Source organism: Streptomyces sp. BF23-19 (assembly GCF_041106355.1).
Lineage (GTDB): Bacteria > Actinomycetota > Actinomycetes > Streptomycetales > Streptomycetaceae > Streptomyces > Streptomyces virginiae_A.
In genome coordinates this window covers 83069-101283 of the sequence record NZ_JBGBPT010000007.1, presented here as the reverse complement: position 1 = coordinate 101283, position 18215 = coordinate 83069, and the positions used below count along the sequence as shown (strand labels likewise).

Below are 18215 nucleotides of genomic sequence, written 5' to 3'. Positions count from 1 at the left end.
GTCCTCTCGGGTCACGGCCAGGTGGCCGGGACGGTGACGGCGTCGTGCCGGGCCCCACCGAGCGCGACCTTGAGGGCACCGGTGTCGCCCGCACGGGCTGTGCCGGCGATCGTGTGGCCCAGCACCCAGCCGCCGCCCCCGCGGCACTGGCCGTAGTGGCTCTCGCGGCAGAAGCGGCAGCGGCCGCAGGCCGAGGTGCAGGAAACGAGCACGCGGTCCCCGGGCCGGACCGTAGGGACGTCGCCGCCGGTCTCGACGACGGCGCCGACCGCCTCATGGTCGAGGTTCCTGCCCGGAGTCCCCTCGGGCACGTCGCCCTTGACGATGCACAGGTCGGTACCGCGGATGGTGCCGGCGTCGACACGAAAGATCGCGTCGGCGGCGTCCTTGATGCCCGGGTCCGGTAGATCCTGCACTGCGGTCTGTCCGGAACCCTGGAAGACGAGTGCCTCCATGGCGCCCCTTTCTTCCTTTTCCCACCGTTCGGGGTGCCACCGCCAGGCTGGACCGGACTCGACCGGCCGCGCATGGGCCGATCGGTCCCCTGCCGGGGCCTGTCGGCCCCCTGCCGGCCCCCGCACCCGGTGCGATGGTGAGAACCGGATCCCGTTACCGAAGGGAGGGCCGGTCGTGTCCGAGACAGCCCAGCGCCCCGCCACCGCCTCGCCCAGACCCGCACTCCTGCGTCTGCTCGGTGCGGTACGCACGGTCACCGGCAGCAAGTTCCTCGTCGAGAGCGACCACGCCCGCGTCCTGGTCGACTGCGGGCTCTTCCAGGGTTTCGCGGACCTGCGCCGTCGCAACTGGGAGAAGCCCGGCTTCGATGCCTCCGACCTCCACGCCGTGGTCGTCACCCATGCTCACCTGGACCACTGCGGCTATCTGCCGCGCCTGGTCCGGCACGGCTTCCGTGGTCCGATCCTGAGCACCGCCCCTACCGCCCGGCTCGCCGAGATCGTGCTCCGTGACAGCGCCCGCCTCCAGATGGAGGCAGCCGAGCACGCCAACAGCCACGGCTGGTCCAAGCATCGCCCCGCCAAGCCGCTCTACGACGACGCGGACGTCGAGAACACGCTGAAGTTCTTCGACCCGGTCGAGATCGGCAGCGAAATCGAGATCATGGCCGGAACGAAGCTGAGGCTGCACCACGGCGGGCACATCCTCGGCTCCGCCTGGGCCCACCTCACGCTGGAGGACGGCCACACCCTGGCCGTCAGCGGCGACCTGGGCCGCCCCGGGCACCCCCTGCTGTTGCCCCCGGAGCCGTTCTCCGGCGCCGACGTACTACTGATGGAGTCCACCTACGGCGACCGCCGACACGACCACGAGACGGCGCGGCGCGAGTTCGCTGCCGTGGTCACCAGAACGCTGTCGCGTGGCGGAACCGTGGTCATCCCGTCGTTCGCGATCGACCGGACCGAGGTCGTCCTGCACGAGCTGGCCGAGCTGCGCCACGACGGCACCTTGCCCCGGAGCGTACCCGTCTACGTCGACAGCCCCATGGCCCTGGCCGCCCTGGACGTCTACCGGGACGCCCTGCGCTCCCACTCTCCCGAGCTGAGGCCCGAGATCCTGGCCCAGGGCGAGGCGGCGTTCAGCCCGGAGCCGTTCCTGGCCGCCCGTACCGTCCAGGAGTCGATCGACATCAACAGCGCCACCGGGCCGGCAGTCATCGTCTCCTCCGCCGGCATGGCCACCGGTGGTCGGGTCCTGCACCACCTCCACCGACTCCTGCCCGACCCGCGCAACGCCGTCGTCATCGTCGGCTTCGCCGCCGCCGGAACGCGGGCGCGTGACCTCGTCGACGGCGCCCGCACCCTGAAGATGTTCGGCGAGTACATCCCCGTACGTGCCGAGGTGGCCGACGTACCCCACTTCTCCGCCCACGCCGACGCCGACCAGATCATCGACTGGCTGCGCGCCGCTCTGCCCCCGCACACCACCTACCTCGTCCACGGCGAGGAGGCCGCGGCCGAGACTCTCCGGGACCGCATCGACCGCGAGCTGGGCTGGACGGCCGTCGTACCCAAGCCCGGGGAGGCCGTCCTGGTCCGCTGACCCGGGCCGTATGGGCCCTGCGGTATGCACCGCGAGGCCCTCCCGCACCCCGAGGACCGGCGCGAGCCTGGAGGGGAAGGGCTGGAGGCACACCATGACCACCTTGAACACCCTCCTGGACGAGATGGAACCCGAAGTGCGTGAGGCCCTGCTCGCCCACGCGCACCGCGTGGACGTCCCGGCCGGAACCCGTATCTTCAAGGAACGACGACGGGCCGACCGCTTCTGGATCATCGAGAACGGCACCGTCGACCTCGACCTGCACGTCCCCGGGCACAAGGCCGCCGTCATCGACACCCTCGGTTCGGGAGAGCTCCTCGGCTGGTCGTGGATGGTCCCGCCCTACGCCTGGCACCTGGGGGCCATCACCACCCACCCTGTCCGCGCACTCGAATTCGACGCGGTGGCCGTACGGAAGCTCTGCGACGAGAACCCGGCCGTGGGCTGTTGCATATCCACCGCTGTTGCCGCGGTCATCGCCCGTCGACTCGACTCGGCCCGCACGCGGATCCTCGACCTGTTCGCACCCCACCACAGCGACATGCCCCTCGCCTACGCCCGCTGAGGACCAGCCATGACCTCCACCCCGTACACCGTCAACGACGTCATGACGAAGACCGTCGTCACCGTCACGCCCGCCGCCGAATTCAAGGAGATCGCCACCGCGATGGAGCGCTGGAAGGTCACCGCGGTCCCGGTCATCGAGGGCGAAGGCCGTGTCGTCGGCGTCGTCTCCGAGGCCGACCTGCTCACCAAGGAGGAGTTCCACGAACACGGGCCGAGCCTGATCGAGCAGATGCGCCGCCTCGGTGACACCGCGAAGGCCGGATCGGTCCGCGCCGAGGAGCTGATGACGAGCCCGGCCGTCACCATCCGCCCCGACGCCACGCTCCCCCAGGCCGCCCGGCTGATGGCCGACCGCCGCATCAAGCGTCTCCCGGTCGTGGATGCCGACGGCACTCTCCTCGGCGTCGTCAGCCGCGCCGACCTCCTGAAGGTCTTCCTCCGCTCCGACGACGACTTGGCCGCCGAAGTCCGCCGCGAGGTCGTCGAGCGCCTGTTCCCGCTCTCTCGCCGTGACATCACGGTAGACGTGAGGCACGGCGTCGTCACCCTGAGGGGAACGACCCGCGACCCCCACCTCATCCCCGTGGCGACGCGCCTCGCCCGGGCTGTCGAAGGCGTGGTCGGTGTGCACTCCCGACTCGAAGGCCCCGTATCCCCCTGACCGCTGTCCCTGCCTACGGGGCCAGGTCCCGCCTCATCAGCAGCGCGTGGCCCAGGATGATCCCCGCCACTCCAACCCCGACCAGAACGCCCAACTGCGGCCACAGCACGTGGCCCTGCGCCAGTGCGTCACCCGGTGTGTAGTAGTGGAAGGGACTGATGAACCGCAGGGGCGCCGCCTTGGACCAGGCCAGCGCGATGAAGTTCAGCGCGAAGCCGACCGCCCCGATCGCGATCGTCGCACCGATCACCTGGGCGCGCCGGCTCCCCCATGCGGACACGGCCAGGGCCGGTCCGGCCAGGCACAGCGCGAAGCCGCACCCCATCAACCCGGCGGCGAAGACACCGCTGAGCGGCACGTCCCGGTGGATGTCCGGCGACAGCCAGACGCCTGCCGCCACGGTCAGCGTCGCCGCGGCATTGAGGGCGAGAGCGGCAATCATCACGGCGGCCGTCCGCTCGGCCAGCAGTCGATTGCGGCTCACGGGACGCACCATGATCAGCTCGATCGTCCCGGATTCCACGTCGGCCGCCACCGCCGCCGCGGCCAGGGCACCGATCGCGGTCAGCTGCATGGCGATCCAGAACGGATGCACCAGTCCGGCCCCGAGCAGCCCCGGATAGCTCGCGATCGACACGTCCCCGCCCGACCCGCTGAACGCGCGGTACGCCGACGGCGTGCCCTTTCCGCCCGCCGAGAACAGCGTTCCCGGCGCGATCGTGTTCGCCACCACCACGATCAGCGCCTCGAAGACGACCATCCCCACCACCAGGGCCATCAGCATCCGCCGGCGCCGATGCAGCGCCAGCCACAGCAGGGGCCACCGCGTCTTCACGGCGCCGCCCCCTCCGCCTTGCCGTTGCGGTACAGATCCAGGAACGCCTCGTCCAGCCCCGCCTCCTCCACGATGACGTCGGCCACCCCCAGAGTCAGCAGCTCGCGCAGTGCCCCCACCACCTCGCTCGGGGGTACGAGCAGCTCCACCCGGTCGCCTTCCCAGCGGGGCGCCCACTGCTCCGCGCGCCCCAGAGGGCGTGCCCCCTTCCCGTCGCCGAAGGTCAGGCGGATCCGCCGCGCACGCGCCTCCCGCAGGGCGGCCACGCTCTCCACCGTCACCAGGCGCCCATCCCGGACGATCGCCACGCGTCCGCAGGCCCGCTGCACCTCCGGGAGGACATGGCTGGACAACAGCACGGTGCGGCCGTCGGCCGCCGCCTGCTCCATCAGCTCGAAGAACGTCTCCTGCACCAGAGGGTCCAGCCCCTCGGTCGGCTCGTCCAGTACCACCAGCCGGGGATCGTGCTGCAGCGCCTGCACCAGGCCCAGCTTCTGCTTCATGCCGCGCGAGTACCCGCCGACCGTGCGGCGCAGGACTGCGGGCGTCAGTCCCAGCCGCTCGCACAGCTCGGCCCGCCGTGTGCAGGGTCGGCCCTGGAGGGAACACATGAGGTCGAGGGTCTGCGCCCCGGTGAGCTCCGGGTACAGCCGCAGCTCACCCGGGAGATAGCCGAGTTCCCGAGCCACCCGGCGGTGATCGGCGAGCGGGTCCATCCCCAGCACCCGCACGTGCCCGGCCGTCGGGCGCAGCAAGCCGGTGAGGCATCTGAGGGTGGTGGTCTTGCCCGCCCCGTTCGGCCCGAGGAAGCCGAACACCTCGCCCGCACCGATGCCGAGTGTGAGTTCCTCCACCCCGACCACGGCCCCGTACCGCTTGGTCAGTCCTCTGAGCTCGATCGCGTCCGTGGCGCCCACCCCACCAGTCTGTGCCCTGGCCCGGACCGACGCGCAGTGAGCCGAGAACGGGTCCCGCAGCGCCACAGAAAATACCCCCGGGGGTACTAGTGCCTACGCTCGAGATATACCCCCAGGGGTAATTCTCACGAGAAGGAGCGACAGCGTGTTCTTCATCGACACCCTTGAACTGGAAGGGCTCGGCAACCGCAGCTACCTGGCGGGTGGCGCCCACACGGCCGTGGCAGTGGATCCACCGCGCGACGTCGACCAGGTGCTCGCCACGGCGGCACGGCGCGGGGTGCGGATCTCCCACGTCGTGGAGACGCATGTGCACAACGACTACGTCACCGGCGGCCTGGACCTGGCCCGCCTCACCGGTGCGGCCTACCTGGTGCCCGCCGCGGCTCGGGTGTCCTTCGACCGCACCCCCGTCCATGACGGCGACACCTGCGCCGTGGACGACGGCATCACGATGCGGGCCCTGGCCACCCCCGGCCACACCCCGCACCACACCTCCTACGTTCTGGAGGAGTGGGGTTCGGCCCTCGCCGTGTTCACCGGAGGCTCCCTGCTGATCGGGACCGTCGGACGGCCCGACCTGGTCGAGCCGCGACTGACCGAGGAGCTCGCCCGCGCCCAGCACGCCTCCGCACGCCGGCTGGCCGCTGAACTGCCTGACGAAACCCAGGTGCTGCCCACCCACGGGTTCGGAAGCTTCTGCTCCTCCGCCCTGCCGGCCGGCGCCGGCCTGCCTCCGGCTGCCCAGGGACGGCCGCTGGTGGTGATCTGCCACTCCGGGCACCGGTCCCAGCGGGCCGCGAGAATCCTGACCGAACGCGGAGCCGAGGCCGTCGACGTCAAGGGCGGCATGAACGCCTGGTCCGCGGTGGGGCTGCCGGTCGTCGACGGCCGCGGAAGCAGCGGCTCGATAGCGTGAGCACGCTCGTCCTCGCCCTGGTCGCAGGAGCCGTCGTCGGCCTGGCACTCGGCGCCCTGGGGGGCGGCGGCAGCGTACTCGCGGTCCCGGCACTGATCTACCTGCTCGGCTTCACCCCTGCAGCCGCCACCACGGCGTCGCTGATCATCGTCACCGCCACAGTCGTCGCGCCCTTCACCGGGGCGGCGATCCTTGCCGCCTGGGACGGGAAGCGCCTGTCCGCCGCGATCAAGGGCCCAGCCCTTCAACGCATCTTCGCTGTCGTGCTGCTGTCCGTCGCGGCCTTCATGCTCACCGACGCGATCCGCTGACAGCGGGTCCGCCCACACGGCCACCCCCACAGTCGCCCGGTATCCGCACCCGGACCACCGCCGACATCCAGCAGGAGAGACAGTCCGCCATGAGCACCCCCCACGCCCTCAGCTCCGAACAGGCCCTCACCCGCCTGCACGAGCTCACCGCCCTCGACGTCCGCACGCCCGGCGAATACGCCACAGGTCACCTGCCCGGCGCCCTGAACATCCCCCTCGATCAGATCTCACGTGGTTGGTCGCGTACCAGCGGGCACATCATCCGGTCAATCGCAGCCGGTGAATCCGGGTGCCGAACACGCGCCAGCGCCGCTCGTTGTCGCGCACGAGTGTCGCCGATTCCGCGAGGAGGTCCGCCGCTCGGTCGAGCAGCTCGGACGCCGAGTAGAGGTAGGCGGGGGCGTTCCGCTCGGACCGGAGGTCGGACCGCAGCGCCGCAGGAGAGAACGTGACCCGGTCCAACAGGGCAAGGGAGCGGCGCAGCAGCCTGGCCACCAGCGCCAGCAACCCCGCCGACTGCCAGTCGTTGGCGATGATGCGATGGCGCTCGCCGAGCAGATCCGCAAGCGCCGGATAGGCTGCCAGCAGGCCGACGGCCTCCCACGCCTGCTCCATGGCGTGCGCGAGCCAGATTCCGGTCTGGTCGCTGTCCTGCGCAAGCTCCCTGACATCCCGCTTCAGCCGCTGGAGCTCGACGGGCTCGTCCTCCCCTTCCATGAAGAGGATCCCCGACTCCGCGACGAGCCCGGGGGCGTTCAGATCCTCCGCACCGGCGAACGGATTCCCTGCCGACTCACCGACGTCGGTCACGCTCCACCGGCCTGCCAGCGACTTCAGTGCCCGGGACCTCGCCTGAAGTTCGTCCGCCTGCCGCAACGGAGCCTGCGAGTAGAACTGCTCGTGTTCTCGATGGAACCGTGCGAGGTTGGCGATCACTTGCAACAACGGTTCGGGAGGGATGGTCTGCGCCTCGTCCTCGGGCATGCGAGAAGTGTGCGCCCAGGACCCCGCCCACCCGAATGACAACACGCCGCCCGGTCAGGAGCAGGACCAGCGTCTCCCCGCTGCTGGTGCAGAGCAGGTCACGGCAGCGCCACCGGCTCCTCGCGCGGCAGCAGCCGTTGCCGCGCTCTCACCAGGAGCGCAGGCTTCTGTACAGGCGGAGCAGAACCCATCCGGGAGGCGAACGGGAGCATGGCGCACCCCGCAGACCACCGCACTACGGGCAAGGAGCGCAGCACGGCGGTGCTGGATGTGCGGGGCATGGTGCGCGCGAGCCAGCAGAGCACCGTCGCGGCCGTACTGGGCCGTCGGCCCGGCGTGCTCGACGTCGAGGTCAACCCGGTGGCGCAGTCGGCCACGGTCGTCTTCGACCCTCGGCGGACCTCGCTCGCCGAGCTGCGCGCATGGGTGACCGAATGCGGATATCACTGCGCCGGCCAGTCGGTTCCCTCGCACATCTGCGATCCGATGCAGGAACCGGACCCGCCCGGCTTCACGGCTGCACCGCAGCGCCCGCAGACGACGCCCGTGACTACAGCAGGCACGCGCTCGCCCGACGAGGCGAAGGGGCACGACGGCCACGGCGAGATGTCGACGGCAGCGATGGTCGCCGACATGCGCCACCGCTTCCTGGTCGCGGTGGCGTTCTCCGTCCCGATCGTGGTCTGGTCGCCGATCGGCGAGGAGGTCTTCGGCTGGCACGCACCCGTTCCGTTCGGCTTCCGCCAGGACGTGTGGGCACTGTTGCTGAGCCTGCCGGTGATCTTCTACTCCTGCTCGATCTTCTTCGTCGGCGCAGTCCGGGCCCTGCGTGCCCGTACGTTGGACATGATGGTGCTCGTGGCGGTCGCCGTCGGTGCCGGCTGGCTGTACTCGCTGATCGTCACCCTCACCGGGGGCGGGGACGTCTTCTACGAGGCAGCCACCGTGCTGGCCTCCTTCGTCCTGCTGGGCCACTGGTTCGAGATGCGTGCCCGCGGCGGTGCCAACGATGCGATTCGCACCCTCTTGGACCTTGCCCCGTCGAAGGCCGTGGTTCTGCGGGATGGTGTGCCCGTGGAGGTCGCCACCGCCGAGGTGGTCGTCGGGGATCTGCTGCTCGTACGCCCCGGGACGAAAATCGCCGCGGACGGGATCGTGGAGGAGGGTGAGAGCGAGGTCGACGAGTCGACCGTGACCGGGGAGAGCATGCCCGTGCACAAGGGCCCCGGCTCCCCCGTGGTCGGCGCCACCCTCAACGCCAACGGCACACTGCGGTTGCGGGCGACCGAGGTCGGTGCGGACACGGCACTGGCCCAGATCGTCAAGCTCGTCCAGGAGGCCCAGAACTCCAAGGCTCCCGGTCAGCGGCTCGCCGACCGGGCCGCCTTCTGGCTCGTCCTCGTCGCCCTCGTCGGCGGCGCCCTCACTCTGGCCGTGTGGCTGCTCGCCACCGACCGGCCCTTCGGCGAGGCCATGCTCTTCGCCATCACCGTGGTCGTCATCACCTGCCCGGACGCACTCGGTCTGGCCACCCCCACCGCGATCATGGTCGGGACCGGGCTGGGCGCCCAGCGGGGCGTGCTGTTCAAGAACGCCATGGCCCTGGAGGCGTCCGCAGGCATCCGCACCGTGGTCATGGACAAGACCGGCACCCTCACCAGAGGCGAACCCGAAGTCACCGACGTGATCAGCGTTCGCGGCGGCGACGAGGACGAGGTGCTGCGGCTGATCGCGGCCGTCGAGCAGGAATCCGAGCATCCGCTGGCTGCTGCGGTCGTACGTCACGCCGCCACGCGCGGCGTCGCCGCCGCACAGGCCCGCCACTTCGAGAACGTACCGGGCCACGGCGCGACGGCCGTGGTCGACGGCCACCGGGTCGCGGTCGGCAACCGCCGCCTGATCGAACGTGAAGGCGTCGACCTCGGGCCCCTGAGCGGCCGGCGCGAGGAACTGGTCGCCACCGGCCGCACCGTCGTCATCGCCGCTGTCGACGGCCGGGTGGCGGCCCTCATCGGGATCGCCGACGCCCTGCGGGAGACTTCCCCGGCAGCGGTGGCCGACCTCCACAGCCTCGGCATCGAGGTCGTCATGCTCACGGGCGACAACCGGGCGACCGCCGAACGGATCGCGCAGCACCTGGGCATCACCACCGTCATCGCCGACGTCCTCCCCGGCGACAAGGCTGCCAAGATCAGCGAACTTCAGCAGGGCGGCCGTACGGTCGCCATGGTCGGTGACGGCGTCAACGACGCGCCCGCCCTCGCCCAGGCCGACCTGGGCATCGCGATCGGCGCCGGCACCGACGTCGCCATCGAGACCGCCGACCTCGTCCTGATGCGCTCCGACCCCCTGGACGTCCCCACCGCCCTGCGCATCGGCCGGGGCACCTTGCGCAAGATGCGCCAGAACCTCGGCTGGGCCATCGGCTACAACGCCATCGCCCTGCCCATCGCCGCCGGGGTCTTCGAACCCGCTACGGGCCTGATCCTCCGCCCCGAGATCGCCGCCCTGTCGATGTCCGGGTCCAGCATCATCGTCGCCGTCAACGCCCTCGCGCTCAAGCGCCTCCACCTCCTGCCCCGCCCTCGGCGAACGGATCCGGCGGGCGGAGGCGGCGAGCGGGGCTGACGGCTGTCCCGGGGCGCCATGCGCGGGTGCGCCCTACGCTGGGAGATATGACCGGCCGCGAGCCCCGCACCGCACCACGGGTGCTGATGCGGTTCACCATGATGCTCGCCCTGGCCCTCACCGTCGGGCTGCTCGGTATGCACGCCCTGGGCCCTGCGGCCGCTCTGCCGTCGCCGGTCACCGTCGAGCACACGTCCCACCACGTGCCGACTGCACATGCCGGTCCGCGCTACCTGTGCCCCGACGACGCCCACAACACGGGCCGCCACATCAGCCACGCGGACACGATGTGCGCCTCCGCGTCCTTGCCCGGCGCCCCCGACATCACCGCACCGGACAACGTACCCATCACCGGCACAGAGCACGACGACGCCGATGCCGCTGCCCCCGTGCCGAACCTGCTCCCAGCGGCCTACGAGGCCGCCGGAAAGCGGGCGCCACCCTCGCTCGCCGAACTCCAGCTCCTGCGGATATAGGGACTCCTCCTGCGGCACGCCTCCCGCGTCCGCGAGGTGCCCGTTCCCTCCGCACTCGATCACTGGAGTCAGCGACATGAACACGAACCGATCCGTACCGCGTCGTGCGGCCCTGGCCGCCACGGCGGCCGCCGTCGGCCTGATCCTCACGGCCTGCGGCACCGACGAGAGTATGAACACTGCCGGCGCCGCTGCCGGTACTTCCACGACCGCCCCGGCTCCGTCCGAGGCCGCACAGCACAACAAGGCGGACGTCGCCTTCGCGCAAGGGATGATTCCCCACCACCGCCAAGCCGTCGTCATGTCCGACATGGCCCAGTCGCACGGCGCGTCCGATGCGGTCAAGGCCCTCGCCGAGAGGATCAAGAAGGCGCAGCAGCCGGAAATCGACGCCATGGCCGGCTGGCTGAGGGCATGGGGCGAGAGAGTGCCCGCCGGCATGGGAGGCATGGACGGCATGGGACACGGGGATGACGACTCCGCCCTGCCCGGCATGATGGACGACGAGGACCTCAACCGCATCGGGAGCGCCCGGGGCAACGCCTTCGACACCATGTTCCTGATCCGGATGATCGAGCACCACGAAGGCGCGATCGACATGGCGGAAACCGAGAAGCGGCAAGGTGTCCACGGCCCCGCCAAGGCCCTTGCCGACGACATCATCACCTCCCAGACCGCCGAGATCACCCAGATGCGGGAGATGCTCAAGAAGGGATGATGACTAGGCGTGGTGGGGCGGGTTGCCCGAGTACGCCCTGTCGGCCGACACCGTCATGAGGTGGATCCGGGACCTGCCACGCGGCCGGCCCGCCGACTCCTGGGGGGGGTGGCGGGCGGTGATGGGCTTCGGCGTGACGAGGCGGGTGCATCATCCTCCGCACTCGTTCCCACAGCGGAGACAGCTCGAAACCACCCGCAGGACGCGTCGGCCGAGTCCCGTGACGACCGTGAAGCACGCTGCCATCGCTGCTGCGTCGAGTGGTGCTGTACACAACCGCACAAGTCTGGACCGGGGCACTGACGAGCGGACCCGCGGACGGTTTGCGGACCCGGGCCGTTCGGTCCTCGATGCCGCCGCCGGTCCGGGCCCACCCGACCGGACGGCCCCGGACTCCCCGACCGCCGTCACACCGGCCGGCGGTTGCGGCGGACGAAAGGCAGACTCTGCCAGAGGGCTCCCAGGCTCGCCCGGCGCCGACCGCGGCGAGCATCACCAGCACGGCCGCGCGGAGGACGTGATGGTCCACCAGCGGATTGGTCGACATGCTGAGGTCGCCGTCCGACATGTGCCTGGCGGGAGGCCACTCGGTGGCCCACATCAGCGCCATCATCACGGTGCCCGCGGCAGCCGCGATCCGCAGCCGAATGTCGATGGGCGCCGGCACAAGACCGCGACCGTGTACCGCCTTCGTTGAACCCGGGAGAGAAGTATGGCCATCAAGGACATCGGGCCGGAGCCTCAGAGCTTCGACCTGGAGAAGGCGACGCTCGAGAACACGAACTACCGCACCGTCGCCTGGTCCGGGAAGTACCTGCAGCTGACCCTCATGTCGATCCCGGTGGGTGAGGACATCGGCTTGGAAGCGCACCCGGAGACTGACCAATTCCTACGACTCGACGCAGGCCGGGGCCGCGTCCAGATGGGCCGCGCGAAGGATCGACTCGACTTCGACCAGGAGGTCGAGGATGGTTGGGCCATCTTCGTACCCGCCGGTACTTGGCACAACGTCACCAACATCGGGGACGAGACCCTCCGGCTCTACGCCGTATACGCACCGGTCCACCACGCGTCGGGCAAGATCCATGCGACAGCCGCCGACGCGGAGCGCGACGAGGACTCGGGCGGCGACGAGCCGGCGAGCTGGTCGGCCCAGCCTGACCAGCAGCCATCGGACGAGCACGCCTGACCAGGGAGGGCGTATCGCGAAAGTAGAACCCAGCCGTGGGCCGGCATGCAGGTGACGTCAGGCTGTTTCAGTATGGAAGTCGGGTCGGACGTGTCGCTGTCCACGGAGGTGAGTGCGATGACGCTTCCCGCGCGGCACCGGACCGGTGGCCCGGTGGGGCCGGACGCGTTCTTCGGCCGCACGCACCCGTTCTTCGGCGCGCCACGGGCGCGGCACACGCCGCTCCGGCCGATGCGGGTAGCGGGCATTGCCAGGCCCCACGCGTTGAACGGTCGCCACCGTGGTCAGGAGCCGAAGCTCTTCCTGACAGCGGCCGGGATCGGGAACGGGATCGACCGCAGCGCGTGGGAACAGGCCCCGATCTCCTCAAGCTGCAGTGAGCGGGGCCATGCCCAGCGGACGGTGCGCCGGGAAAGGGTCGGCGCGCCCGTCTGGGTACCGCGATGAGGACGGCCGCGACGCCGGAACCCGCCGCAGCCAGGAGTACCGACGGTGCAGGAGGATCGGAGCGTGCGGCCGAGCCGTCGATCCTCACCTTGACGATGAATCCTGCGGTCGATCTCTGCTGGGAGGTCGGGCACCTGGAGGAGATCGGCAAGAACCGCGCCCGGGTCAGGTCGGTGGCCGCCGGGGGTGGAGGGATCAACGTCGCCCGTCATGTCGTGCGGCTCGGAGGACGAGCCACCGCCGTCCACACCGCCGGAGGCGAGGTCGGGCTGCGCTTGAACCGGCTGCTGGACGAAGAGGGCATCGACCACGTCGCCATCGACATCGACGACGACACCCGCGAAGCACTCGTGCTGTTCGAGGCCGAATCGCGCCACGGCTACCACATCGTGCCACCCGGCCCGCACCTGCACGACCACGAGGGGCGGCGATCCCTGGATGCGCTGGTGCAGGCCGTTGGCGGTTGCCCGTACGTCGTGGCCAGTGGCAGCCTGCCCCGTGGCTTGCCCGACGACTTCTACGCGGCCGTCTCCCGCCGCGTCAGGGAAGCCGGATCCCGACTGGTCCTGGACACCTCCGGTCCGGCGCTTCGCGGAGCACTCGCGGAGGGCGTGTTCCTGCTCAGGTGCAACCGCACCGAGGCCGAGAGCCTGGCCGGACGGCCGGTCCGCGACTTCGACGACGCCCGGGCCCTCAACGAGCACCTGCTCACCACAGGGGCCGCCGAGATCGCCCTCACCACCCTCGGAGAACTGGGCGCGCTGTGCTCGACCGGCCACGGCCACACCGAGCTCTACGCGCCGCCGCTGCCCGGCGAGCCCCTGAGCGACGCAGGGGCGGGAGACAGCATGGTCGCCGCCCTCATCACACAGCTGGCCGCCGGAGAGGATCCCGTCGGCGCCTCCGCGTTGGGGGTGGCCGCAGCCGCCGCAGCGATGCTCACCCCCAGCACCGAGCCCTTCGACCTGGACGTGGCCCGATCCCTCCGCTCCCAGGTGAGGACCAGGTTCCGGACCGATGCTCGACGCCGGGGCGTTTGACCCTGCCCACCCCCTGCCGTTCGGTCGACCCCTCAACCACATTGCGTACCCCGTGCCCACAAGCCGACCCTGCCCCCGTCACCCCGTCGGGGCCGGGCGCTGCCGGTGGTGCTGAGCAACGCCGATGCCGACCTCGTGATGCGAGCGAGCCCCCGATTGGGAAGACTGGAAGCATGGCGACCAAGGCAGTGCTCGAGGGCGGCCCGGACGATCTGCCCGAGCGGATCGTTCCGATCTCCGACCCCGGACAGGACCTGAAGATTCCACACCGCGGCGGGTACGAGCATTTCAAGATCACGTCGCGGCACCAGGACAGCTCGGAAGGACAGCTGGCGGTCTACGAGTGGTGGGAACGGACAGAGATCGCCGAATGAAACGGACGGTCAAGGACGCTCTGCCGGTACCCGACCCCGGCGGCCGAGATGCGCGAGCCGACACCGCATGGCGTGCGGGATCGCCGGCCTCGGCCTCCTGGCCCTCCGGTCCGCACGCCGTGTGGGAGCCAGCGGTATGGCGTACGGCCTCGACATGACCGAGTACGGTGACGGCCGCCCGCCCTCGGCGAGCGCTCCGCGGCCGACCGGATCTCGTGCCGCGTCCCCCACCTGAATGCCCCCGCCGTCCGCGCCCGGTACACCGGCAAGCGCGCCGCCGTCATCGACTCCGGCGCCTCCGCCTTCACCACGCTCGCCGACCCGGCCGACCTGGCCGACCTCGCTGGAGCCTCAGTCCTCCTCGCCCTCGGCGGCGCTGCGAAGTCCATCGCGGAGCGCCCGGGGCTCACGCCGTAGACGCGCCGTCAAGTTGGTGCAGAGGTTCAAGAATGCGTCCGGCCACGTGGATCCTTCAGCGACTCAGCGCATCGATCTCCGCCAGATCCTCCTCGGACAGTGAGCCCCCGCGCAGCGCGTCCAGGTTCTGGTCCAGTTGATCCACGCCGCTCGCGCCGATGATCACCGACACCACCCGGGGGTCGCGCAGCACCCACGAGATCGCCAATTGCGCCAGGCCCTGTCCGCGTCGCTCCGCCAGCTTGCCCAGTGTCCGCAGCCGCTCCAGCTTGGTGCCGGTCAGTGCCTCCTCCTTGAGGAAGTGCCCGACAGACATCCGCGACCCGGCGGGCACCTCGCCGGCGAGGTAGCGACTCGTCAGAAGGCCCTGTGCGAGCGGCGAGTAGGCGATCAGGCCGGTCCGGGTGTCGCCCACCGCGTCCAGCAGTCCGTCCTCCGGGGTGCGGTCGAGGATCGAGTAGCGCGCCTGGTTCAGCAGTACCGGCGTGCCCAGCTCCCGCAGGATCGCCACCGCCCCGCGATGCTGCTCGGGCGGGTAGTTGGAGATGCCGGCATACAGCGCCCTGCCGGAGCGCACCGCCGTGTTCAGCGCCCCCATGGTCTCCTCGAGTGGGGTCTCGGGGTCGTAACGGTGCGAATAGAACACATCCACGTACTCCAGACCCATCCGCCGCAGTGACTGGTCCAGGCTCGCCAGCAGGTACTTGCGGCCGCCACCGTCCCCGTACGGACCGGGCCACATGTCGTAGCCAGCCTTGGAGGCGATGAACAACTCGTCACGGTACGGACGGAAGTCCTGCGCGAAGAGACGGCCGAAGTTGCGCTCCGCCCTCCCGTACGGCGGGCCGTAGTTGTTCGCAAGGTCGAAGTGCGTGACACCGCGGTCGAAGGCCCGACGCAGCACCGCCCGCTGGGCTTCCAGCGGTTGGGCGTCACCGAAGTTGTGCCAGAGGCCCAGCGAGACGACAGGCAATTGCACGCCACTGTGTCCGGCCCGGCGGTAGGTCATGGAGGCGTAGCGGTCCTGCGCAGCATGGTAGTTCATGTCGCATATCCTGCCCGATTCCACTCAGAGTCGAAACCGATTCAACACATTCCAACATTCCATGCCACGTCTGAACTCCGGCGGCGCAGGGCACACCGCCGGGGCTGTCCGGGCACGGCCAGTAGAAGTCTGGGCCCGCGGCAACAAGACGTAACGGTGCGCCATCTGCTGCGCTCCGGCCCGACGGGGACGGGCAGTCGGCTCATGGCCTCATCCGGCACTCGCTATTCGGCGACGGTGAACCCTTGATCCCTGCCGTACTTGGCACTTGTGGCCCGCCAGGCCTCCAGCCCCTGGGGCAGGGTCGTCGAAGAGACGTACGCCTTGCCGACGGTGTCGTTGAAGACCGAGTTCGCGTACACCTGGTACGGCAGGTACGACCAGCCCGCGCCGACGTCACGGGCCGCGTCGGCCAGGATCCGGTTGGCCTGCTGCCCCCCGAAGTAGGGGAACGGGGTGTCCAGGAAGGCCTGCGATTCCAGGTCGGCCCGCGTGGCGGGGAAGGCGCCCTCGGAGACGCGGGCCGTGGCGCCGGCGCCCGTGGTCGCGTACTCGATGAAGGCGTAGGCCAGCGCCTTGTTCTTCGACGCCTTCGGCACGGCGAGAGAGCTACCCCCGTTCTCCGCACCGGCCTTGGCACCCTTGGTCCACTGCGGGAGGGGTGCCACGCGCCAGTCCCCCGAGGCGGCGGGGGCGCCCGTGACGAAGTTGGCGGGCATCCAGGCGCCTACGGAAAGGGTGGCGATGCTGCCGTCCGACAGGCCCTTGTACCACTCGTCGCTCCAGGAGGTGACCGGTGCGAGCAGTCGCTCATCGATCAGTTTCTGCCAGGTACCCGTGTATTGCGCCGTTCCGGTGTCCCCGAAGTCGATGCCGATCTCGGTGCCGTCCACCTTGTACGGGCGTCCGCCGGCCTGCCAGATCAGGCTGGTCGTGGCGCCGGCGTCCCCGGTGTCGTTCGTGATGTAGAGCTTCGGATCCGCCTTGTGCAGGGCGCGGGCCGCTTCGACGTACTCGTCCCAGGTGGTGGGGACGGCGATGCCGTGCCGGTCGAAGACCTTCTTGTTGTAGAACAGCGCCATGGGTCCCGAGTCCATGGGCAGGGCGTAGATCCCCTTGCCGTACTTGACCCCGCTCCAAGGGCCGGTGGTGAAGGCCTGGTCGTGGGCGGAAGCGCCGTAGGGGGAGAGCTCCTCCAGGGATTTGCCGATGGCGAACTGACCGACCGCGTAGTACTCGACCTGGGCCACGTCCGGGGCTCCCGAGCCCGCGGCGATGGCGTTCTGGAGCGCGGTGTACTGCTTGTTGTTCGTGCCCGCGTTGACGAGCTCGATGTCCACCTTCGGATACTTCTTCTCGAAGTCGGCGGCCACCTTCTTCAGCGTGGGCTCCCACGCCCACACCGTCACCTTGCCTCCGGCCTCGAGTGCTGACGCCACGTCCTTGGCGGCACTGTCGGCCCCCGGGTCCGGCGAGCCGCAGGCGGTGGCTCCGAGGGTCAGGGCGCACGTCGCGGCGACGGCGGCGATGATCCGGCGGCGGCTGTTCGTTCTCATCGGTGGTGCTCCTGATTCGGTGTGCGGATGAAGTGGGTCGGGAGGGGCCGCGCGTGGAGCCGGACGCGTCACTCCTTGACGCTGCCGGCGGCCAGGCCGGACTGCCAGTAGCGCTGGAGCAGGAGGAAGACGACGACGATCGGCGCGATGGTGAGCAGCGATCCGGTGATGATGAGGTCGAAGACGGGCTCGCCGCCCGCGGTCCTGGCCTGGGCGCTCCACGCGTTGAGACCGAGGGTGAGCGGGTACCAGTCCGGATCCTTGATCATGATCAGCGGCAGGAAGTAGTTGTTCCAGGTCGCGACCATGGAGAAGAGCAGCACCGTCACGGTTCCCGGCATCAGCAGCGGCAGGGCGATCCCGAAGAAGATGCGCAGCTCACCGGCGCCGTCGATGCGGGCGGCTTCGAGTAGTTCGGCAGGGACCGCTTCCGCGGTGAACACCCACATCAGGTAGAGCCCGAAGGGGGAGACCAGGGAGGGGATGATCACTGCCCAGGGCGTGTTGGCCAGGCCCATGCCGCTGAACAACAGGAACGTGGGGACGGCGAGGGCCGTGCCGGGGACGGCCACGGCCCCGATGACGACGGCGAAGACGGCTCGGCGGCCCGGGAACTCGTACACGGCCAGCGCGTATCCGCCGAGGACGGCGAGCAGCGTCGCACCGCCCGCGCCGGCGGCGACGTACAGCAGGGTGTTCAGTGTCCACCGGACGAAGGCGCCGTCGTCATAGGTCAGCGTGCGGGAGATGTTGTCCCAGAGCTGGACGTCCTTGCCGAGCCACAGGCCGAAGGAGTCGAGGAGGTCCTCCTGGTCCTTGGTCGCGTTGATGACCAGCCACACGAGAGGCAGCAGGGTGTAGACGAGGACCAGCCCGGTCACCAGGGTCAGCGGAATGCTGGGCCTGGGGTCGAGCGGGGTGTGGGGCCGTCGGCGGCGAGGCCGCGGCGCCGCGCGGGGCGGTCGGGCGACGGGGGGCCCGAGCGACCCGGCGGTGGCGCCACTCGATTCCGCGTCGGAGGGGACGGTGCGCTCCCTCGTGTCCGAGGAGACACCGGTGGGGTCCGTGATCAT

General features: G+C 70.3%; 18 protein-coding genes and 4 pseudogenes. 15 read left to right on the top strand and 7 right to left on the bottom strand.

The genetic code is table 11. The annotated features are described in order from the left end of the window. Positions 1–98 precede the first annotated feature (98 nt). Positions 99–455 (bottom strand): annotated as a pseudogene (locus AB8A24_RS06515) (alcohol dehydrogenase catalytic domain-containing protein); the annotation flags it as partial. Between the two features lie 175 nt (positions 456–630). On the opposite strand from AB8A24_RS06515, the gene AB8A24_RS06510 reads away from it, so the two are divergent. The 3 genes from AB8A24_RS06510 (at position 631) to AB8A24_RS06500 (ending at position 3286) form a co-directional block, all read left to right on the top strand. Continuing rightward, positions 631–2058, top strand: a complete 1428-nt coding sequence (locus AB8A24_RS06510) for an MBL fold metallo-hydrolase RNA specificity domain-containing protein (RefSeq protein ID WP_369475101.1) — start codon at positions 631–633, stop codon at positions 2056–2058. Between the two features lie 94 nt (positions 2059–2152). Further along, complete coding sequence (locus tag AB8A24_RS06505) at positions 2153–2623, top strand: Crp/Fnr family transcriptional regulator (protein WP_369475099.1); 471 nt, start codon at positions 2153–2155, stop codon at positions 2621–2623. A gap of 9 nt (positions 2624–2632) precedes the next feature. Further along, entirely contained in the window at positions 2633–3286 is a 654-nt protein-coding gene (locus tag AB8A24_RS06500; protein WP_328964999.1) for a CBS domain-containing protein, read from the top strand. Between the two features lie 13 nt (positions 3287–3299). Here AB8A24_RS06500 and AB8A24_RS06495 read toward each other — a convergent pair whose 3' ends face one another. Both AB8A24_RS06495 and AB8A24_RS06490 read right to left on the bottom strand, forming a co-directional pair. After that, positions 3300–4121 (bottom strand): ABC transporter permease subunit, encoded by an 822-nt coding sequence (locus AB8A24_RS06495; RefSeq protein WP_369475096.1) that lies wholly within the window; start codon positions 4119–4121, stop codon positions 3300–3302. Further along, positions 4118–5038 (bottom strand): ABC transporter ATP-binding protein, encoded by a 921-nt coding sequence (locus AB8A24_RS06490; RefSeq protein WP_328964997.1) that lies wholly within the window; start codon positions 5036–5038, stop codon positions 4118–4120. The genes AB8A24_RS06495 and AB8A24_RS06490 overlap by 4 nt, the downstream gene beginning before the upstream one ends. A 145-nt stretch (positions 5039–5183) precedes the next feature. On the opposite strand from AB8A24_RS06490, the pseudogene AB8A24_RS06485 reads away from it, so the two are divergent. The 8 genes and pseudogenes from AB8A24_RS06485 to AB8A24_RS06450 all read left to right on the top strand — a co-directional run. Further along, positions 5184–5750: pseudogene (locus AB8A24_RS06485) on the top strand (MBL fold metallo-hydrolase); the annotation flags it as partial. Beyond that, positions 5751–5957 carry a rhodanese-like domain-containing protein gene (locus tag AB8A24_RS06480; protein WP_328966105.1) on the top strand — a complete coding sequence of 69 codons (207 nt, stop codon included), beginning with the start codon at positions 5751–5753 and terminating at the stop codon, positions 5955–5957. Next, complete coding sequence (locus AB8A24_RS06475; RefSeq protein WP_328964996.1) at positions 5954–6268, top strand: hypothetical protein; 315 nt, start codon at positions 5954–5956, stop codon at positions 6266–6268. The genes AB8A24_RS06480 and AB8A24_RS06475 overlap by 4 nt, the downstream gene beginning before the upstream one ends. 89 nt (positions 6269–6357) lie before the next feature. Next, the gene (locus tag AB8A24_RS06470; RefSeq protein ID WP_328964995.1) at positions 6358–6720 is read left to right on the top strand and encodes a rhodanese-like domain-containing protein; all 363 of its coding nucleotides are present in this window, start codon (positions 6358–6360) and stop codon (positions 6718–6720) included. Between the two features lie 88 nt (positions 6721–6808). Beyond that, a complete protein-coding gene (locus tag AB8A24_RS06465) occupies positions 6809–7291 on the top strand; it encodes a hypothetical protein (RefSeq protein ID WP_328964994.1) in 483 nt (160 codons plus the stop codon). 171 nt (positions 7292–7462) lie between these two features. Then, on the top strand, positions 7463–9880 hold the full coding sequence (locus tag AB8A24_RS06460) for a heavy metal translocating P-type ATPase (RefSeq protein WP_328964993.1): 2418 nt from the start codon (positions 7463–7465) through the stop codon (positions 9878–9880). Positions 9881–9927: 47 nt separating this feature from the next. After that, positions 9928–10356 carry a DUF6153 family protein gene (locus AB8A24_RS06455; RefSeq protein WP_369475092.1) on the top strand — a complete coding sequence of 143 codons (429 nt, stop codon included), beginning with the start codon at positions 9928–9930 and terminating at the stop codon, positions 10354–10356. Positions 10357–10432: 76 nt separating this feature from the next. Then, positions 10433–11074 carry a DUF305 domain-containing protein gene (locus AB8A24_RS06450; protein ID WP_369475090.1) on the top strand — a complete coding sequence of 214 codons (642 nt, stop codon included), beginning with the start codon at positions 10433–10435 and terminating at the stop codon, positions 11072–11074. A gap of 407 nt (positions 11075–11481) precedes the next feature. On the opposite strand, the pseudogene AB8A24_RS06445 reads toward AB8A24_RS06450, so the two are convergent. After that, a pseudogene (locus AB8A24_RS06445) lies at positions 11482–11723 on the bottom strand (hypothetical protein); the annotation flags it as partial. Positions 11724–11786: 63 nt separating this feature from the next. Here AB8A24_RS06445 and AB8A24_RS06440 point away from each other — a divergent pair. The 4 genes and pseudogenes from AB8A24_RS06440 to AB8A24_RS06425 form a co-directional block, all read left to right on the top strand. After that, a complete protein-coding gene (locus AB8A24_RS06440; protein WP_328964990.1) occupies positions 11787–12263 on the top strand; it encodes a cupin domain-containing protein in 477 nt (158 codons plus the stop codon). A 536-nt stretch (positions 12264–12799) separates the two neighbouring features. Next, positions 12800–13750: a 1-phosphofructokinase family hexose kinase gene (locus AB8A24_RS06435; protein WP_328964988.1), complete on the top strand. Its 951-nt coding sequence runs from the start codon at positions 12800–12802 to the stop codon at positions 13748–13750. A gap of 173 nt (positions 13751–13923) precedes the next feature. After that, positions 13924–14124, top strand: a complete 201-nt coding sequence (locus AB8A24_RS06430) for a DUF5988 family protein (protein WP_266607184.1) — start codon at positions 13924–13926, stop codon at positions 14122–14124. A 177-nt stretch (positions 14125–14301) separates the two neighbouring features. Next, positions 14302–14460, top strand: a pseudogene (locus tag AB8A24_RS06425) (flavoprotein); the annotation flags it as partial. A 136-nt stretch (positions 14461–14596) separates the two neighbouring features. Here the strand turns inward: AB8A24_RS06425 and AB8A24_RS06420 are convergent. The 3 genes from AB8A24_RS06420 to AB8A24_RS06410 form a co-directional block, all read right to left on the bottom strand. After that, the gene (locus AB8A24_RS06420; RefSeq protein ID WP_369475087.1) at positions 14597–15586 is read right to left on the bottom strand and encodes an aldo/keto reductase; all 990 of its coding nucleotides are present in this window, start codon (positions 15584–15586) and stop codon (positions 14597–14599) included. Between the two features lie 224 nt (positions 15587–15810). Then, positions 15811–17142, bottom strand: a complete 1332-nt coding sequence (locus AB8A24_RS06415; RefSeq protein ID WP_328964986.1) for a sugar ABC transporter substrate-binding protein — start codon at positions 17140–17142, stop codon at positions 15811–15813. 68 nt (positions 17143–17210) lie between these two features. Then, a complete protein-coding gene (locus tag AB8A24_RS06410; RefSeq protein WP_369475084.1) occupies positions 17211–18215 on the bottom strand; it encodes a carbohydrate ABC transporter permease in 1005 nt (334 codons plus the stop codon).

Excerpts from the sequence above, each read along its gene's own strand:
- AB8A24_RS06505 (WP_369475099.1), top strand. The coding sequence starts at position 2,153 with ATGACCACCTTGAACACCCTCCTGGACGAGATGGAACCCGAAGTGCGT.
- AB8A24_RS06500 (WP_328964999.1), top strand. The coding sequence starts at position 2,633 with ATGACCTCCACCCCGTACACCGTCAACGACGTCATGACGAAGACCGTC.
- AB8A24_RS06470 (WP_328964995.1), top strand. The coding sequence starts at position 6,358 with ATGAGCACCCCCCACGCCCTCAGCTCCGAACAGGCCCTCACCCGCCTG.
- AB8A24_RS06465 (WP_328964994.1), top strand. The coding sequence starts at position 6,809 with ATGGCGCTCGCCGAGCAGATCCGCAAGCGCCGGATAGGCTGCCAGCAG.
- AB8A24_RS06460 (WP_328964993.1), top strand. The coding sequence starts at position 7,463 with ATGGCGCACCCCGCAGACCACCGCACTACGGGCAAGGAGCGCAGCACG.
- AB8A24_RS06455 (WP_369475092.1), top strand. The coding sequence starts at position 9,928 with ATGACCGGCCGCGAGCCCCGCACCGCACCACGGGTGCTGATGCGGTTC.
- AB8A24_RS06450 (WP_369475090.1), top strand. The coding sequence starts at position 10,433 with ATGAACACGAACCGATCCGTACCGCGTCGTGCGGCCCTGGCCGCCACG.
- AB8A24_RS06440 (WP_328964990.1), top strand. The coding sequence starts at position 11,787 with ATGGCCATCAAGGACATCGGGCCGGAGCCTCAGAGCTTCGACCTGGAG.
- AB8A24_RS06430 (WP_266607184.1), top strand. The coding sequence starts at position 13,924 with ATGGCGACCAAGGCAGTGCTCGAGGGCGGCCCGGACGATCTGCCCGAG.
- AB8A24_RS06420 (WP_369475087.1), bottom strand. The coding sequence starts at position 15,586 with ATGAACTACCATGCTGCGCAGGACCGCTACGCCTCCATGACCTACCGC.
- AB8A24_RS06415 (WP_328964986.1), bottom strand. The coding sequence starts at position 17,142 with ATGAGAACGAACAGCCGCCGCCGGATCATCGCCGCCGTCGCCGCGACG.
- AB8A24_RS06410 (WP_369475084.1), bottom strand. The coding sequence starts at position 18,215 with ATGATCACGGACCCCACCGGTGTCTCCTCGGACACGAGGGAGCGCACC.